The 17,009-nt window shown below is 45.4% G+C and carries 14 protein-coding genes; 8 read left to right on the top strand and 6 right to left on the bottom strand.

All coding sequences use genetic code 11. The features are described 5' to 3' along the window. Positions 1-10 precede the first annotated feature (10 nt). Genes CLV59_RS20580 through CLV59_RS20570 form a run of 3 tightly spaced genes read left to right on the top strand, consistent with a single transcriptional unit; the run spans position 11 to position 2,258 of the window. Entirely contained in the window at positions 11-346 is a 336-nt protein-coding gene (locus CLV59_RS20580; RefSeq protein WP_111594202.1) for a PadR family transcriptional regulator, read from the top strand. After that, a complete protein-coding gene (locus tag CLV59_RS20575; RefSeq protein WP_111593966.1) occupies positions 343-945 on the top strand; it encodes an HAAS signaling domain-containing protein in 603 nt (200 codons plus the stop codon). Before CLV59_RS20580 ends, CLV59_RS20575 begins: the two co-directional genes overlap by 4 nt. Further along, positions 942-2,258 carry a serine hydrolase domain-containing protein gene (locus tag CLV59_RS20570; protein WP_111593965.1) on the top strand — a complete coding sequence of 439 codons (1,317 nt, stop codon included), beginning with the start codon at positions 942-944 and terminating at the stop codon, positions 2,256-2,258. The genes CLV59_RS20575 and CLV59_RS20570 overlap by 4 nt, the downstream gene beginning before the upstream one ends. 51 nt (positions 2,259-2,309) lie before the next feature. Here CLV59_RS20570 and CLV59_RS20565 read toward each other — a convergent pair whose 3' ends face one another. Together CLV59_RS20565 and dxs are read right to left on the bottom strand one after the other, a co-directional pair. Then, the gene (locus CLV59_RS20565) at positions 2,310-3,611 is read right to left on the bottom strand and encodes an alpha-L-fucosidase (RefSeq protein WP_111593964.1); all 1,302 of its coding nucleotides are present in this window, start codon (positions 3,609-3,611) and stop codon (positions 2,310-2,312) included. 51 nt (positions 3,612-3,662) lie between these two features. Continuing rightward, entirely contained in the window at positions 3,663-5,570 is a 1,908-nt protein-coding gene (dxs, locus tag CLV59_RS20560; RefSeq protein WP_111593963.1) for a 1-deoxy-D-xylulose-5-phosphate synthase, read from the bottom strand. Between the two features lie 79 nt (positions 5,571-5,649). On the opposite strand from dxs, the gene CLV59_RS20555 reads away from it, so the two are divergent. Next, entirely contained in the window at positions 5,650-7,056 is a 1,407-nt protein-coding gene (locus tag CLV59_RS20555) for an aminotransferase-like domain-containing protein (RefSeq protein WP_111593962.1), read from the top strand. An 84-nt stretch (positions 7,057-7,140) separates the two neighbouring features. Then, positions 7,141-7,647 (top strand): GNAT family N-acetyltransferase, encoded by a 507-nt coding sequence (locus CLV59_RS20550; RefSeq protein WP_111593961.1) that lies wholly within the window; start codon positions 7,141-7,143, stop codon positions 7,645-7,647. Between the two features lie 2 nt (positions 7,648-7,649). Here the strand turns inward: CLV59_RS20550 and CLV59_RS20545 are convergent, their stop codons facing one another. Both CLV59_RS20545 and CLV59_RS20540 read right to left on the bottom strand, forming a co-directional pair. Next, complete coding sequence (locus tag CLV59_RS20545; protein ID WP_111593960.1) at positions 7,650-8,063, bottom strand: hypothetical protein; 414 nt, start codon at positions 8,061-8,063, stop codon at positions 7,650-7,652. Positions 8,064-8,073: 10 nt separating this feature from the next. Continuing rightward, positions 8,074-8,508, bottom strand: a complete 435-nt coding sequence (locus tag CLV59_RS20540) for a DUF3592 domain-containing protein (RefSeq protein ID WP_111593959.1) — start codon at positions 8,506-8,508, stop codon at positions 8,074-8,076. Positions 8,509-8,619: 111 nt separating this feature from the next. Between CLV59_RS20540 and CLV59_RS20535 the strand changes: the two genes are divergently transcribed. From CLV59_RS20535 to CLV59_RS20525, 3 genes are all read left to right on the top strand, one after another. Then, entirely contained in the window at positions 8,620-9,585 is a 966-nt protein-coding gene (locus CLV59_RS20535; protein WP_111593958.1) for a DUF6624 domain-containing protein, read from the top strand. 115 nt (positions 9,586-9,700) lie between these two features. After that, positions 9,701-11,086, top strand: a complete 1,386-nt coding sequence (locus CLV59_RS20530; RefSeq protein ID WP_111593957.1) for an aminopeptidase P family protein — start codon at positions 9,701-9,703, stop codon at positions 11,084-11,086. 14 nt (positions 11,087-11,100) lie between these two features. Continuing rightward, positions 11,101-12,417, top strand: coding sequence for a hypothetical protein (locus tag CLV59_RS20525; protein ID WP_111593956.1), 1,317 nt, complete (start codon positions 11,101-11,103; stop codon positions 12,415-12,417). Between the two features lie 64 nt (positions 12,418-12,481). Here the strand turns inward: CLV59_RS20525 and CLV59_RS20520 are convergent, their stop codons facing one another. Beyond that, positions 12,482-13,948 carry a TolC family protein gene (locus CLV59_RS20520; protein ID WP_111593955.1) on the bottom strand — a complete coding sequence of 489 codons (1,467 nt, stop codon included), beginning with the start codon at positions 13,946-13,948 and terminating at the stop codon, positions 12,482-12,484. A 3-nt stretch (positions 13,949-13,951) separates the two neighbouring features. Then, on the bottom strand, positions 13,952-17,008 hold the full coding sequence (locus CLV59_RS20515) for an efflux RND transporter permease subunit (protein WP_111593954.1): 3,057 nt from the start codon (positions 17,006-17,008) through the stop codon (positions 13,952-13,954). Between the last annotated feature and the right edge of the window lies 1 nt (position 17,009).

Here is a 17,009-nt window from a genome sequence, read left to right as displayed (position 1 = left end):
CATTTACCTCATGAATGAAACCTTTGTAACGAATTGGAAGTCGCAGGTAAAAAAGGGAACATTAACTTTTATCATCCTGAATATCCTGAAGGGGCATGAATATTACGGTTATGAGCTGATTGAACAGATTAAGCAGCATACCGATATGGACATTGCAGAAGGAACGCTTTATCCGCTGATGAACCGACTAAAAACGGAAAACCTGGTAGATTCCAAATGGGTGGAACAGGAAACCGGCATCCCGAGGAAATATTATTGTCTGACACCTGTAGGCATCAAAACCCTGGCTCAGATGAATGCATACTGGAAAAATCTAGAGAGTTCAATCCATAAAATTATCAAATGAAAATAGCGCAGATAAAATTCAACCAGCCAGCAGCAGCCAGAGTGTACAACGACTATATGAAACGGGTGAAGAAAGTGACCAGCTCGTTGCCCAAAGAGAGTCAGGATGATATTTATATGGAGATGAACAGTCATATTTTTGAGGCGATCCAACATAAAGACAAGCTTAACGAAATTGATTCTCTGCTGGATATTCTGGAGAAACTGGGGCCTCCGGAAGAAGTACTGAAACCGCTGGTAGCCGATAAAAAGCTGGAACAAGCCACCAAAACTTTCAACCCTGTACATGTATTCAAAGCATTAGCCCTGAATATTACCAACGGTATTTCCTATATTATTTTCGCGATACTGTATTTGTTTCTCTTTGGGTTTGTCATTTTGATTATCGCCAAAATCGTATATCCGTCAGAGGTAGGACTTTATTACAAACCCAACACCTTATTTGTACTGGGTATGGGCACGGTCACGAAAGAGAATGGCGTACATGAATACCTGGGCAATTGGTTTATCCCTGCGATGGTACTGGCCATTGCCGTATTCTATATACTCCTCACTGCCCTGCTCAAATTGAAAAAGAATCTCAACAAAAATAAATCATGAAAAGACTCATCGTCATCACCCTGCTAACGGTAGTAGCCGCCACTACTTTCGCGCAAACATTGAAACGGGAACGTTTGGATAGTTTGTTAAACCTCCTCCAGGAAAAAGATAAATTTATGGGAAGCATTGCCGTGGCACAAAACGGCAACATCCTCTATACAAGGGCCATTGGCTATAGCGATGTGGCCACCGCACATAAAGCCGATCCCAAAACCAAATATCATATTGGCTCCATCACTAAAATGTTTACCGCCACACTGATCATGAAAGCGGTGGAAGCGAAAAAATTATCGCTGGACCAAACACTGGATAAATACTATCCCCAGGTTGAAAACGCAAAGAAGATTACCATCCGGCAAATGCTGACACATAGAAGCGGCATTCATAATGTGACGAATGATTCCGTTTATCTCAGCTACTATACGCAACCCAAATCAGAGAAGGAACTGATGGGCATCATCGCCAGTGGAAAAAGTGATTTTGAACCCGATACTAAAGCTGGTTACAGCAATTCCAATTATATCATCCTCACCTATATCCTGGAAAAAATTTATCAAAAACCTTATGCGGACATCTTAAAAGAACAAATCCTTACACCGGGCGCCTTAGCCAGTACGCATTACGGAGGTAAGATCAATGCCCAACAAAACGAGGCCTACTCCTATCTCTACAAAACCACCTGGGCACAGGATGCGGAAACAGATCCTTCTATTCCCCTGGGAGCGGGAGCGATGGTTTCTACTCCGAGCGACTTAACCTCCTTCATTACCCAACTGTTTGCAGGTAAATTCGTATCCCCTTCCACGTTAGATACGATGAAAACGCTCCGTGATAACTTCGGGATAGGAATGGGCAGATTCCCTTATGCGAATAGTTTTGCTTATGGTCATACTGGTGGAATAGATGGTTTTCAGTCGGTACTCGTATACTTTCCGGAGGAAAAGCTTTCTGTGGCTATTACCGCGAACGGACTGGTGTATCCCTATAACAATCTCCTGAAATGTGCACTGAGCGGCTTTTTCAATCAACCATTTGAGATGCCTGTTTTTAACGCCGTGGCCATCACTTCGGAGAGCCTGGATCAATTCGTTGGTAGCTATGCCACCACGCAGATTCCCATAAAAATTAAGATTACAAAAGCAGATAACAAACTATATGGTCAGGCTACAGGTCAACAAGCCTTTCCGCTGGAAGCCTCTTCTCCCACTACTTTTCAGTATGAGCCGGCAGGTGTTGTGCTTGAATTCAATATTGAAAAAAAGGAGTTGTTACTCAAACAGGGAGGACAAACTTTTCAGTTTACAAAAGAATAACTATAAACAGAAAACCCGCTTTGATAGCGGGTTTTCTGTTTATTAAAACGATCATTTCACCACTGGTAGCGTCATGGCATCTTTGTCCAGTTCCAGTACAACTACATACTGCAATTGCCTTCGCAAACTTTCCGGCAACTGTACCTCCAGCCCTTTATTGCTAGTATTCACTGTCACTGGTTGCCCTGTAATCGTATGCGCACTTTTCACTAAAGCGCCAGGAAGCGCTGGCAGCAAGTAGCTAGCCGTATCGGTATTCAATATGTGCAGATAAATATTCTTTCCTTTGCGGGTGGTCGCATAGTTATTTGTTGCTTCATAGGGGCCTCCTGCGGTGTTGTAGATGGCGTCTCCATTGATCTTCAGCCAATCGCCTATTTCTTTTAATCTTGCTACCTGCCGGGCTTCTATGCGTCCATCAGGCATAGGGCCAATATTCAATAACAGGTTACCATTTCCACCGGCAGTTTTGGATAGAATGGCCAGGCATTTCTGTAATGGCTGCATTTGATCATTGGCTTTCCAGGCCCATTGCTGACAAAGGGTAAAGCAGCTTTCCCAGGGCATGGTCATATTCAACCGACCTACTACCCGTTCGGGCGTATCATAATCGCCCACCATATCTGCCGCATTGATCTCCTTATTCTCCATCGCTGCGAATTGCTTACCCAGCCGGTTATTGGTGATAATACCAGGTTTCAGACGCTTCACATAGGCATAGATTTCTTTTCCCATGGCATCTGTCCAGGGACTCTCCCACTGTCCATCAAACCAAAGCATGTATGGATCATAGTTGTCGATGAGTTCCTTCAACTGGTTTTTCATATAGGCGATATACTTTTGCATATCTGCCTGCGGGTCCAACTTTGCATGGTGCGCAGAATGAATCGGATAATCAGGATGATGCCAGTCGAGCACAGAATAATAAATACAAAATTTGATACCTTGTTTTTTACAGGCTGTCTGTAATGCTTTCAGGATATCCTTTTTATAAGGCGTATGGGAGATGTTATAGTCGGTATACTTTGATGGCCATAAACAAAAGCCGTCGTGATGACGGGCCGTGATGGTAAGATAGCGCATCCCGGCATCTTTCGCCGTTTTCACCCAGGCATCGGCCTGGAAGAGTACGGGATCGAATTCTTTATACAGACTATCATACTCTTCTTTACTCACTTCTTTATCTCTGCTCCATCCGATTTCTGTACCACGGAGCGTTACCGGCCCCCAGTGTATAAACAGGCCAAACCGGTCATTCATGAAGGCACTGAGCGACTGCTGGGCGGGCGTCTGGGCGTACAGCCTTTGTGTCAGCAGTAAACATAGGAAAAATACTAGCCGGATAACTTTCATACTTGTTCACTTTAGTGAGTAAATATAATAAGTTGCCGGCATTGATTCTCATCACTGGAGTATCTCTTGTATACATTTAGTTTGTGTGGCAAGTTGCAGTATCAGGGAGATGAGTGCTGCACTATCATACCCATATAACGCATGTAATTGTTGTGGCGTACCTTGTGCTGCGAAGGTATCCGGCAGCCCCAATCGCTTTATGGTAGCCCGATAGCCATACACTGCCATGAATTCCATTACAGCGCTCCCGACGCCACCGGTTATACATCCGTCTTCTATGGTGATGACCGTTGAATAATGTTGAAATACTTCATGGAGCAACGCTTCGTCCAAGGGTTTGAAGAAGCGAAGGTCATAATGCGCGATGTTCAGATGATACGCTTCCAGGGCCACGCAGGCATCTATGGCATATTGTCCTACAGGGCCAAGAGAAAGGATGGCGATATCTTCACCGGATCGAATTTTTCTTCCTTTCCCAATTTCCAGTTTGCGGTAAGCGCCGGGTATGGTTGGCGAGGCGCCCACGCCTTTAGGATAGCGGATAGCGAAAGGGCCCGTTCCCTGGCTGGCTTGGGCAGTATAGAGTAAATGGCGGAAGTCTTCCAGATCCATAGGAGCAGCGCCCTTTATATTGGGTATGCATCTGAGGAAGGCGATATCAAATGCACCATGGTGCGTAGGGCCATCCTGGCCTACCACACCTGCTCTGTCGATACAGAAAACGACATCCAGATTTTGCAAGGCTACATCATGGATTAGCTGGTCGTAGCCGCGTTGCAGGAAAGTAGAATAGATGGTACAAAAAGGGATCATGCCATCGGCGGCGAGGCCTGCGGAAAATGTAACGGCATGTTGTTCTGTGATACCCACATCAAATACGCGGGCAGGCATTTCCTGTTTCATTTTGGTCAATGCGCTTCCTGATAGCATGGCGGGAGTAACCGCTATGATGCGTGGATTACTCCTGGCCAGGTCGGAGAGCGTGTTGCCGAAGACGGTTTGAAAAGTAAAGGAAGTATTGCCCGACGGCTCCGTGTCTAGCGAAGCGCCTGTAATTTTATTGAATTTCCTGGGCGCATGCCATTTTGCGTGATCCGTCATGGCGGGCGCAAAACCTTTCCCCTTGGTGGTTACACAGTGTAATAACTTAGGGCCAGGTATCTGTTTCAGTTTCTCTAATACATGGATGAGTTTTTTAAGATCATGTCCGTCTACCGGGCCGAAATAGCGGATGTTCAGCGCTTCGAACAGATTGCTATAGCGTAACAGTCCCCCTTTCACTGCCTTCTGGAGCTTTCTGACCACTTCCATTGGCCAGGCGTCAGTGGATAATACATTCCTGATATGCGATTTTAAGGCATTGTAATGCTTGCCGGTAGTGAGTTCCGTGAGATAGTCCTGCAAAGCGCCCGTATTGGCATCGATGGATCTGTTGTTGTCATTCAAGATAACCAGCATGTTGGGTTGTTCATATCCCGCATTATTCAGGGCTTCAAAGGCCATTCCTGCGGTCATTGCGCCATCGCCGATAACGGCGATGTGCTGGCGGGTATGATCGCCTCTGTATTTTGCAGCGCAGGCCATGCCGAGGATCGCAGAAATGGAAGTGGAAGAATGCCCCGTTCCGAAGGCATCGAACTCGCTTTCCTCTCTGCTGGGGAAGCCGCTGATACCGCCTAGTTGTCTGTTAGAATGAAAGCGACTTTTCCTGCCTGTGAGCAGTTTATGCGGATAGGCCTGGTGTCCTACGTCCCAGACGAGCTTGTCGTCCGGCGTATTAAATACATAATGCAGCGCCACTGTGAGTTCCACCACGCCCAGACTTGAACTGAAATGCCCTCCATGGGAGGCCACGTGATCGATTAGAAAAGTGCGTAATTCCTCGCAGAGATCCTGCAGCGATGTAATGGGTAGTTTTCGCAGGTCATCAGGCATATCGATGTTAAAGTTTCCGGACATTCCTTGTGCTTTTCGACAAATTTAAATGGCTTAAATTTGCCATACAGATACAGAATATGTACAAATAACCAGTACAGATATGAAGGCCTATAAATTCGAAGCTTTCACGAATGTGATTGAGAAGAACATCCGGGAAGGGATTTTTAAGCCGGGGCATAAACTGCCGTCGGTGCGGGATCTGAAGGAGCAATATCAAACGAGCATCAGTACCATACAGCATGGCTATGAGTATTTGGTGGCGCGTGGGTTGGTGGAGAGTGTGCCAAAATCGGGGTACTATGTTAGTAACCGGCCGGATTTATCCCAGTCGCCTGCTAAGGTCAAACACCGGCCGATAGCCAGGGATGCTATTTTCAAGCATCATCTTGGGTTGACGACATCGCAAAAAGCGGGGCATCAGTTTTCGGAGTTTAATGTAGCGGCGCCCGGCGATTTGCTGGTACCGCAGAAGTTACTGCTCCGCACCATGCAGCAGGCGATCCGGGAGCAGGGAGCAGCGCTGTTGCGTTACTACCCTTCCAATGGGGCTGTCGCATTAAAGGAGCAAATCATCCGGAAAGCAGCCGCGCATCAAACGATTATCCATCCGGATGAGCTGCTGATAACAGATGGCGCGCTACAGGCCCTGTATATTGGGTTGTCGGCCGTATGTAGTGCCGGCGATGTAGTAGCCGTGGAGAGTCCTTGTGTATTTTCCATACTGGAAGTGATTCGGGTATTGCATTTGAAAGTGATTGAAGTACCGGTGGACCCATATGCCGGATTTGATGTAGATTTTCTGCGAAAAGCCTGCCGCAATAATGCAGTGAAAGCCGTGATTGTAACGCCGAATTTCCATAATCCCACGGGGATATTGCTGTCCGATGAACAGAAGCAGGCTTTATTAGCCGTTGCCCAGCAGTATAATGTCGCGATTCTTGAGAATGATATTTATGGAGACTTAAACTTTCATGGCCTGCGGCCTTCCACCATCAAACGATTTGATGAGAGTGGGCTGGTAATGACCTATGCTTCTTATGCGAAAACGTTGGCGCCGGGGTTGCGGGTAGGTTGGCTGGCAACGGGGAAATTTATGCCGCGTGCAGAGCAGATCAAGTTTGCATTGGGCAGTACCGTATCGCCGATATACCAGGAAACGGTGAAGCGCTTGCTGGCGGGTAGCAGCTATGACCGGCATGTACGTTCTTTCCGGATGCAGTTGGCGAAAAATGCTCATCTGGCGGTGAATTTATTATCGGCCCATTTTCCGGCAAAGACGTTCATTCTTCCGCCTGCCGGCGGGTATAATATCTGGGTGAAGATGCCTGCTGATATTGATATGGCTCACTTTTATGATCAGTGTGAGCAGATAGGCGTGCGGTTTACACCTGGGTATACGTTTTCTTTTTCAGGCGATTTCGATAAACATTTCCGGTTGGTATATGCAGACAAATTTTCCTCCAAAAGAATCGCTGCCATCCGACAAGCCGGACAAAGGGCCAGGTAACATCTGTACTGATAATATTTTCAAATTGTGTACCTGTATCTTTTCGGAAAGCCTGATAGTTTTGCTGTTGTAAAACGACAGGATATGAACATCATCACGAAATTTACGGTAGTCACCGAGCAGGGAATGGAGGCGCTTTTGATGCTGACGAAAGAACTGGCCATAGAGAAGTATTCCACTGCGCTGGAAAAGAAAGTATTAGATCGTTATATCGCACAGCAATTCAACAAACAGGCGCTGGTGGCCGCCATCAACAATATATCCAACCAATGGCTGGTAGTATATGCAGATAACGAGCCGGCAGGATATGCCTGTATAACGTCGAAGGGTACACGACCAGCGGTACTGGAGAATAAACGGGCCGCTCGTATCCGGGATTTTGGGGTATTAAAAAAATATACTGCTCCTGAGATCAGCGCGTCGTTGTTGGAAAAATGTCTGACGGTTTGTAAAGCCTATGATCATCTGTGGATCATGGAGTATGCAGACAGTCCGTTGGTAGGAATTTTTGAGCAGAAAGGGTTTATCCGGCAACCGGGTAACGAACAACTCGGGGAGTTGCCATTGGCATCGGTATTTTTGATGAAGTAACCTTATGCGCTGAAATAATCGCGCAGCAGGAAATAGCCGCCGCCAATCACCAAAAGGTCTATTGCCAGTACCAACAGTATCATGGACCAACCAAAAACCGACCAGTAATTCAGGAACCTGGCGGTTTCTGGTTTACCGGATTCAATGATGAAAGGAGCCGTCTTTCCTATTGGCCAGACAGTCGCGGAGGAATGACCGGTAGAACTCCTGTAAGTGACTTTATTGAGTAGAGGGGTATGCATCTCAAAAACAGCATAATAGGCGCTTCCCTCCTCGTCTATTCTTTCCTCCAACGCTACAACGGTTCCAATGGTACGTTCGGCTGTTTTCATGAGCGCCAGCTTACCTAGCAGATTTGAGATAGCGCCGATTAACAGGAAACCGCCAACGATAAGAAAAATCAAACATACGATCATCTGCTAAAATTTAAAATTTACGATTAGCTTTCCAGGTATTATTTTCTGCTGGAATGCGAGTGAGTGGCGCTAAAATAAAATAGCCGATGGCACTTACGATCAATGGAATGGCCAGGCCCATAAAAACGATTGCCCAATTGAAGAGCGTAAAGTACCCTACCATCCTTGGTGATTCCGGGGCCTGGGGATCATACAAGAAAGTAGCTTCCTCTCCTACCCGCCAACTTGCAGGACTGCTTCCATAGGGATGCTGGTAAATGATCTCATCTCCCTCTTTTGTTCTTATTGAAAAAACAGGCCAATAGGAGTCGTCATCTTTATGCAGGCTGGTAACTACCCCAATGGCTCGCTCACTTCGGGCGATGAATGCAAAGGCTTGTTTCCAATTATATATTGAAATGGCGAGGAGCGTGAGGCCCGTTAACAAATAAATTGTGTACCGCATAGGATATTTTGAATTATCTTGGTGATGGTTACATAGCTATCCTCCATTCATTCTATTTTCAAGGATAGCCATTTCCGTTCTTTCATGCTACAGTCATTAATACGCCAACCTATGCACTTATATCGGCATGTAATACGTTCTGGAAGATACAATATTATTACCAATTTTGGTGTACTCCCAGCATTGCCCGCGGATTCGCGTCTCCCTAAAAATTTCAAACAGTACATTATTCTATTCTTGTTTAGTTTCCTGGCGATGGCCTCCAATGCCCAACAACTAAGCTCCCGCGATAGAAAAATGCTGACCGCCGAGCTGGAAAAGGCTTTCGACCTGGATCAGCAAGTCCGCAAGGAGTTTAATAAATGTATAACGGATCATGGCGGCGCCAATCCATGTACGGAGCTGCGGCAGCAACTGGAAAGGCAGGACTCCATCAACCAGCAGGTTGTTTTTCCCATACTGGATAAATATGGCTGGATACCTGTCCGCCTTATTTCAAAAAAAGCGAACAGCGCTTTTTTCTATGTGATCCAACATGCACAGGTAGAACCGCAAATCAAGTACGCCCATCTCGTAGATACCGCCTTTAAACGCAAAGAAATTTCACCAGTAGAATACGCCTACTTTGTTGACAGGCTGCGGTCCAAACAAGGAAAAGCACAACTGTACGGCACCCAAACAGTGACAGATAATCTGGGCAATACTTACCCTTATCCCATAGAAAACTGGACAGTAGCGGATTCCCTGCGGAAACTGATTGGCGCTGAGCCGCTGGACGAGTATCTCCCCTCTTCCGGGCTCCGGTATCATCAACTGCCTAAATTGGATTTCAGTAAATACTGCCTGTTGATAGGCCATATCTGGTCCCAGAAAAATCAGCCTGTTGACAGCGTTAAAGTCGCTATCGGTACGGAGCAAATCGGCCTCACCGATGCCAATGGCTTCTTCATGATTGCCATAGAGAAGAATAAGGTCGTTGGCGCGAAATTGACTTTAGAAAAAACTGGCTTCAAAAACGCCTATTATCCTATTAAAGGGGAAATGGACTTTTATGATATCTATGCCATGTTACGCTAATCTCATTTTACAATTATTAACCACCATTACACACTTTTTAACGCTTTGATTCATTGTCCGTCATTGTTGCTTATTTTAGCCGGATACTATCTGCTAATTATAAAATTACAATCGCGTGTTTTCAAAGGAAACTTATATCAACAGAAGGAACAGACTACAATCGGACATAGGCAGCGGGATCATTTTGCTACCTGGGAATGACGACTGTGGCATGAACTACAGGGATAACATTTATCCTTTCCGGCAAGACAGCAGCTTTCTGTACTTTACTGGCATTGACCGGCCAGGACTTACCTTCGTCATTGATATCAATAATAACCGGGAAATATTATTCGGGAATGAAGCCACTATCGAAGAGATCATGTGGACAGGGCCCGTAGACTCATTGGCTTCTCAAGCCGCACTGGCAGGTATTTCAGATATACGGCCACTTTCCCAACTCGACAGCTTCCTGACACAGGCTGCCAACCAGCGTCATATTCATTTCCTTCCTCCCTATAGAGCCGAACATACGCTCAAACTGGCTGCCTGGCTGAATATTCCGGCGAAAGAAGTAGCCGCACAAGTATCTGTGCCCTTAATCAAAGCGGTAGTTAGTCAACGTGCTACCAAATCTGCAGAGGAAATTGTGCAAATTGAAATAGGCGTTAACACGACTATAGACATGCAGTTGAAAGCTATGGAACTGGCTGCAGCCGGGGTCACGGAAACGGAGATTGCCGGTAGGCTCCAGGCAGTTGCGATTGCCGCTGGCGGAAATATATCCTTCCCCGTTATCCTGACGGCCAATGGGCAGTTTCTCCATAATCATCCGCACAAAACGGCCTTCCAGGATGGACAGCTCGTATTGTGTGATTGTGGCGCAGAGAATGCCATGCGCTACGCCGGCGACCTTACCCGTACTCATCCTGTGAATAAAAAATTCACCACAGCACAGCGGGAAATTTATGATATCGTGTATAATGCCTACCAGGCTGCCGCAGATGCTGTTAAACCAGGCGTTCGATTTAAGGATATACATCTCCTTGCCTGCGAACAGATTGCAGCAGGAATGATTGCATTAGGGCTGATGAAGGGTAATGCGAGAGACGCGGTGGCGGCAGGGGCACATGCCCTCTTCTTTCCATGCGGCTTAGGGCATATGCTGGGGCTGGATATCCATGATATGGAAGGATTGGGAGAAGAATATGTAGGATACACGGATCAGCTGAAGAAAAGCACTGCATTTGGACTGAAGTCACTCCGTCTTGGACGCGAACTGGAAGAAGGTTTTGTGCTAACTATAGAACCGGGCATTTATTTCAATCCTTTACTCACGGCTGCATGGGAAGCGGAAGGTCGCCACAAGGATTTTATCTGCTATGATAAACTGTCGGCTTATCATCACTTTGGCGGCGTGCGCCTGGAAGACAACTTCCTCGTAACCGCGACTGGCAGTCGCCTACTGGGACGTCCATTTGCTAAAACAGCTACTGAAATAGAAGATCTAATCGCGCAATAAAAGTTTTCCTCTACATGAAAAACACTTTGTGGCTACTGCCACTTACTTTACTGTTCGCCTGTCATACAGGCCAACCAAAACATTCCGGGAATGCGGAACTGAACCTACTTGCAGAGAAGTATGTTCGGCTGGGATTGAATATCGGGCAATATGATACTGATTTTGTGGATGCTTATTACGGTCCTGATTCGCTGAAACCTGTATCCAAACAGCCGGCTTTTCCGAAAGACAGCTTCCTCTCCGAAGTAGAAACGCTGAAAAAAGAACTACAGGAAGTTATCGCAACAACAGACAATGATACGATTCGCACCCGGGCTAACTGGATCACGCACCAGCTCACCGCTTTCGGCAGGCGTATCAGGATATTCTCTGGCGAATACAAACCATTTGACGAAGAGTCTAAAGAATTGTTTGATGCCGTAGCGCCGGTATATCCGGAAGCGCATTATCGTACGCTGATAGCGGAACTGGATAGTCTGTTGCCTGGGAAAGGCCCGGTAGCGGAGCGTTTTCAGCACCTGGCCAACCACTTCATCATCCCTAAGGATAAACTGGATACTGTTTTCAAAACAGCGATTGCCGCTGCCCGCAAACGGACCTTAGCGCATTATGACCTGCCTGCCACAGAGGATTTCACACTGGAATATGTGAGTGGTAAGCCATGGATGGGCTACAACTGGTACAAGGGTAATTATAAGAGTCTGATCCAGATCAGCGCCGATTTAAATATTTTCATAGAAAAAGCGATAGACCTGGCTTGTCATGAAGGATATCCTGGCCATCATGTATACAATATGTTGCTGGAAAAAAATCTTTATCATGATAAAGGCTGGGTGGAAATTTCACTTTATCCGCTCTTTAGTCCGCAGTCGCTTATTGCAGAAGGCAGCGCCAACTATGGCATTGAAATAGCCTTTCCTGGAGAAGAGAAAACCACTTTCACCAAAACAGTGCTGCTGCCTCTCGCAGGACTTGATACAACGGGCATTACCACTTACTTTAAAGCGCTGGAAATAAAAGGTAAACTCAATTATGCACGCAATGATATTGCCAGAGGCATGTTGAGCGGTAGCATGTCTGATTCCACCGCAGAACAGTGGTTACTGAATTATACCTTGCTCAATCGCGAGGCAGCGGCGAAAGGGATATTGTTTATTCGCAAAAACCGTAGTTATGTGATTAACTATAACTATGGGCAGGATCTGATCAAGCAGTATATCAATGCTAAAGCGCCGGGAGGCGATCCTAAGCAAAGATGGGATGCTTTCAGCTATTTGTTGAGTAACCAGATTACGCCGGAAGATTTGATCCAGGCGACTTCTGGGAAGTAAGATAGTCGATAATAGAAAAGCCGCTTGAATTCGAGGATTCAAGCGGCTTTTATGTTGATACGTCTTAAAAATCAGCGGTATTGTATGCAATGCGTTTTCCTTCTTTGAAATCGAATAGTGTCAGTCTTCTGATAGTGTAGTACATGGTCCAGTAATCCCGCAGAACATTGATCCAGGTGATGGTTGACATATCTTTCTGTTGTTGGGCGCTATTGAACTCTGTAAAGCTGAGGGAGCCTTTTATATACTTTTCTTTTGCGATAGTATAGCGTTCATTTCCAATTTCCAAGGCCAGTTTGGCCGATTTTAGTTGTTCCTGTAAAGCATTCCATCGCATTGTTTGCAATAAAATCTCCTGCCGGAAACTAATATTCTCCTGATCAATAGAGGCCGCAGTGACCTCCTTATCATAGGCCGCTTTTCGTATTGCCGCCTTATTAACCCCCCAATCCACCAAAGGAATGGACAGTTGTACCGCTACCACCTGTTGTTGTTCCAGTTGTCGATATACATTGCCAAGGTCAGGACCAGATTTTGACATCCCCAAATTGGCCGTTACTCCAATAACAGGCGCCGCCTGAGATTTTGCCTGACGTACATTCTGTTCAGCTTGCAGTCGGCGAATCCGCCACTCTAGTACCTTTGCCCTGTTGGATGCCGCTTCCCCCAACGCTTTCTCCTGGTCTATAGTAAAGAACTTCAGGTTTTCCGGAATAATCAACTGCAGAGAATCATTCTCTCCCAACCCCAGGTATTGTATAAAGTCTTGTCGTTGCTGTTCATAGCTGATTTTATCATTTTGCAAACTAATTTTTGCGCTTTCCAGATTAAGTTGTGATTGCAGTAAATCGTTCTTATCTCTTGTTCCGATACTAAATTTTTGTTGTGTGAGACTAAATAATGTATCGGCATTCAGCAAATTTTGCATATCCAGGAATACCTGCTTCTGTAGAGCCAGTAAAGAAAAATACTTAGCGACGGTTGTTTCCCCTATTGATTCCAGCTTTTCGGTATAGGCTTTGTCACTTTGTTTATACTGCAATGGCGTAATCTGCTTCTGCCATTTAAAGGCATTATAGAATAGTGTATTCTGATTATAGGAAATAGAAAAAGGTACAGAAGAATATTGCTGGTCCTTACGTCCTCCAAAGATGTCAATTCTGTTAAGAGAGGAATAAAAGGAAAGGTTACCTCCCGTTAGGCCAATGCTCTGATTTACCTGCAGCATCATGGAAGAATAAGAAATATTCTGCGTCACAAATGCATCCTTTCCATCTGGCATAGTAATTTTATTGATCGATCTGTTGTAATTAGGTATCGTTCCAACTAATCGCAATGATGGCAACAAACTGCTTTTGAAGGACTGATAGGTCCAGAAGGAAGAATAAAGTGAACTCCTGGCAATTTTCTTATCCAGGGAGTTTTGTTGTGCAGTATAAACAGCCTCCTCTAATTGCAATTTTATTTGTTGAGCCTTAGCAGCATAGCAGCAACAGAGGAGCATTACTACCAGGGATATACGAACTTTCATAAGTTATTTTGATTGGTCAACTATTCTTTTCATTTTAAAGCGGGAGTAGTAAGTATAATATACCAGCGGTATGAAGTATAAACTAACCAATGCCCCTAATGTCATTCCTCCAATTATGACGAGGGAAAGAGGACGTTGTAGGACAGCCCCCATATTACTCCCAAACAGGAATGGAAGAATGGAAAAGGTGGTGATCAGGCTGGTCATGAGGATTGCCCGGAGTCGACGCTTTCCTGCCAGATGTATAGCCGTGGTAAGCGCATATCCTTCTTCCTTAATCAATTTATTGATGGTATCTAGTTTCATAATAGAATCATTGATAATGATCCCGCTCATGATGATGAGTCCTATCAAGGACATCAGGTTGATGGACGAACCGGCGAGATATAGCATTAGCAAGGCGCCACTGGCACTAACCGGTAACTCAAGCAATACTATTAGCGGTTGGATCAGCGATTCGAATTGGGCTGCCAGGATAAAGTACAACAAGCCAACAGTAATTATAGCAATTACCATCATCTCTGAGATCATATCCTGGTTGCTAAAACAGGATCCGGAATAGCTCACGGTTAGCTCAGGATAAGCTTTCATCAGCTCATCCACCGCCTTCATTATTCTATCGGGTTGTTTTGTATTGATATTAATTGGTACGTTGGCGCCCGATCTGTCTCCGAAAAGGGTTTGATAGCCTTCATCAGACCCGAGTCTTACTAACTCTTTGACTGGCACAGCATTTCCGTTTGCAGACGGTATTTTCTCCTGCGCTATAATATCTTCCAGGTGTTGACGTCTGGCTGCCAACACTACGGGAATTGCGTTACTGCTATTATCCAGCAGCCCCACCTCAGTACCGTTCAGCATCATCAACACCTTATCCCGGAGCTCTTTCGGATTAATACCATAACGTACCAGTCTTTCCTGGTTTATCATTATTTTATATGCATGCCCCACTGGCAAAGCTGCAATGTCTGCCTCCGGAAAGGCCGTCATCAGGGATTGATGCATTCTTTGCACCTCGGATATGGCAGGTAATACAGATGGATGTATGCTTTTCAGGTGTACGATCAGGTTATACCGGCTTTTCGTGAACGTTTGTTCCAGTGGCGTTTCAGGTTGGGTATAGGTTACTTCTGCGGAAGGATATGCTGTTATCATTATCCTTTTAATACTTTCTTTGGCTTTGAGTAATGTAGCAGGCGATGTGGCCTTCAGATAAATATTTGTTTCTCCTGGCAGTTGTGGCTGGCCTCTCGATATCAGATATTGCTGGGTACCTATTTCCGCATTGAATACCTCCAGTAATTTTCCAGTAGCCTCTCTCAGGATATTTGTTCTGCGGACATTCTCCGCAATTTGAATCTTATCGCCCCAGTTTACATGAATCATCATCTCGGAAGACTCAGTGGCGGGAAGCTGTTCTGCAGGCAGTTGCCGAAAAATAAATTTGCCGCCACACAAGAGTAGCAATACCAAAATAAGTGTGACCACCTTGTTTTTAAACACCCACTTAAACCCTCTCTCATAGATCCTTTCCAGGATGGACGATCTCTCTTTCTCCAGCGTTATAACATTTTTTTTGCTGGTCGAATGATGTAGCCAGTAATACAATACCGGCATCAAGGTTACTGCCACCAAAAATGAGACAGAAGCGGCAATAATCACCGCAAGCGCTTGTTCATAGAAAAGTGCGCCTGCAATACCGCTGACAAAAATCAGCGGGAAGAACACAGAACTGGTGGTGAGTCCTGAGGACAACAATGGCCTGATAATATCCATGGTGCCTTTATTACAGGCTTCTTCCAATGAATACTGTTGTTGAAAATAATAGCTGATATTATCAATAACAATTACAGTATTATCTATAATTAATCCTATTCCCAATGCCAGACCAGCCAAGGATACTATATTAATGCTTAATCCGCATAGATATAACAGCAGCATACTCAGTAACAGCGAAACTGGAATACTGATACATATCAACAAAGGAATACGATAGTTTCTAAAGAACAGGAATAATACCGCCATAGCTAAAGCGCCGCCTATCAGTAAATCCTGCCACAGATTAGCTATGGAATAGTCCAGCATTACCGCTTGATCCCTTACTTCCTCGAATGAGAGGTTGGGATATTCCTTTCGTAATTTATCTAATAGTGAAGCTACTTGTTCTTTAACGGCTCCGATCCTTGCGTTTCCTTGTCTTAAGATGGCTACATTCAGGCCGTACTGACGATTGACCAGAAACACCCCCGAGGAGGTTTGCGGTTTCATGGCCACGTCTGCCACATCTCGCAGGCGCAGCAAACGTTCCTGCACCATAAAGGTATGATTCAATATTTGCTCAACAGTGGTAATGCCTGGTTCTGAAAAACGTACCTGGTATTGATATACCCCATCTCCAACTGTAGTGGTACCCGCGATTTTATTTTTCTCCAGGATTTGTTGAAACTGGGTGGTGGAAATGCCCAGTGTAGCCAGTGCCGACGGGCGTGGCGTTACAATAATCACAGGTTCTCTGTATCCGGTAACATCTGCCAGAGACACTTCCGGCAGTTGTTCCAATCTTCTTTTCACCACCTGTCTGACAAAGTCAGAAAGCTCCCACTCTTCTTGTACGCGAAGCGGAGACCGGGAAGAAATATTGATATAGAAGACGGGAAGATCACTGGTATTCACCTTATTTACCTTTGGGCGATCCATTCCCTTTGGCAGTCCATTCATTAGATGGTCTACTTTCTCATTGGCTTCCAGGTAGGCATATTCCATATTTACCCCAAACTGAAATCTGACTTTAATGGTAGCCATGCCATCTCTTGTTTCAGAAGTAACGGCATCTACCTGCTGTAACATGCCCAATTGCTCTCTCAGCAACTTTGTAACCGTGGTTTCCATTTCAGTAGTACTGACATTGCTTCTGAAAGCAGTTACTACCAGTTCAGGCATCTTCACCGCTGGCAGTGGTGAAACAGTCACCTTACAAACCGCCAGAAAACCCAGCACCAACAATGCCGCAAATGTCATAAAAACCGCTACCGGCTTTTTTATAAGATAACTCACATACATA

It is taken from the genome of Chitinophaga dinghuensis (assembly GCF_003259435.1).
GTDB classification, from domain to species: domain Bacteria; phylum Bacteroidota; class Bacteroidia; order Chitinophagales; family Chitinophagaceae; genus Chitinophaga; species Chitinophaga dinghuensis.
Note: the sequence above shows the minus strand (reverse complement) of the source record. Positions and strands in the feature narration are given on the sequence as shown.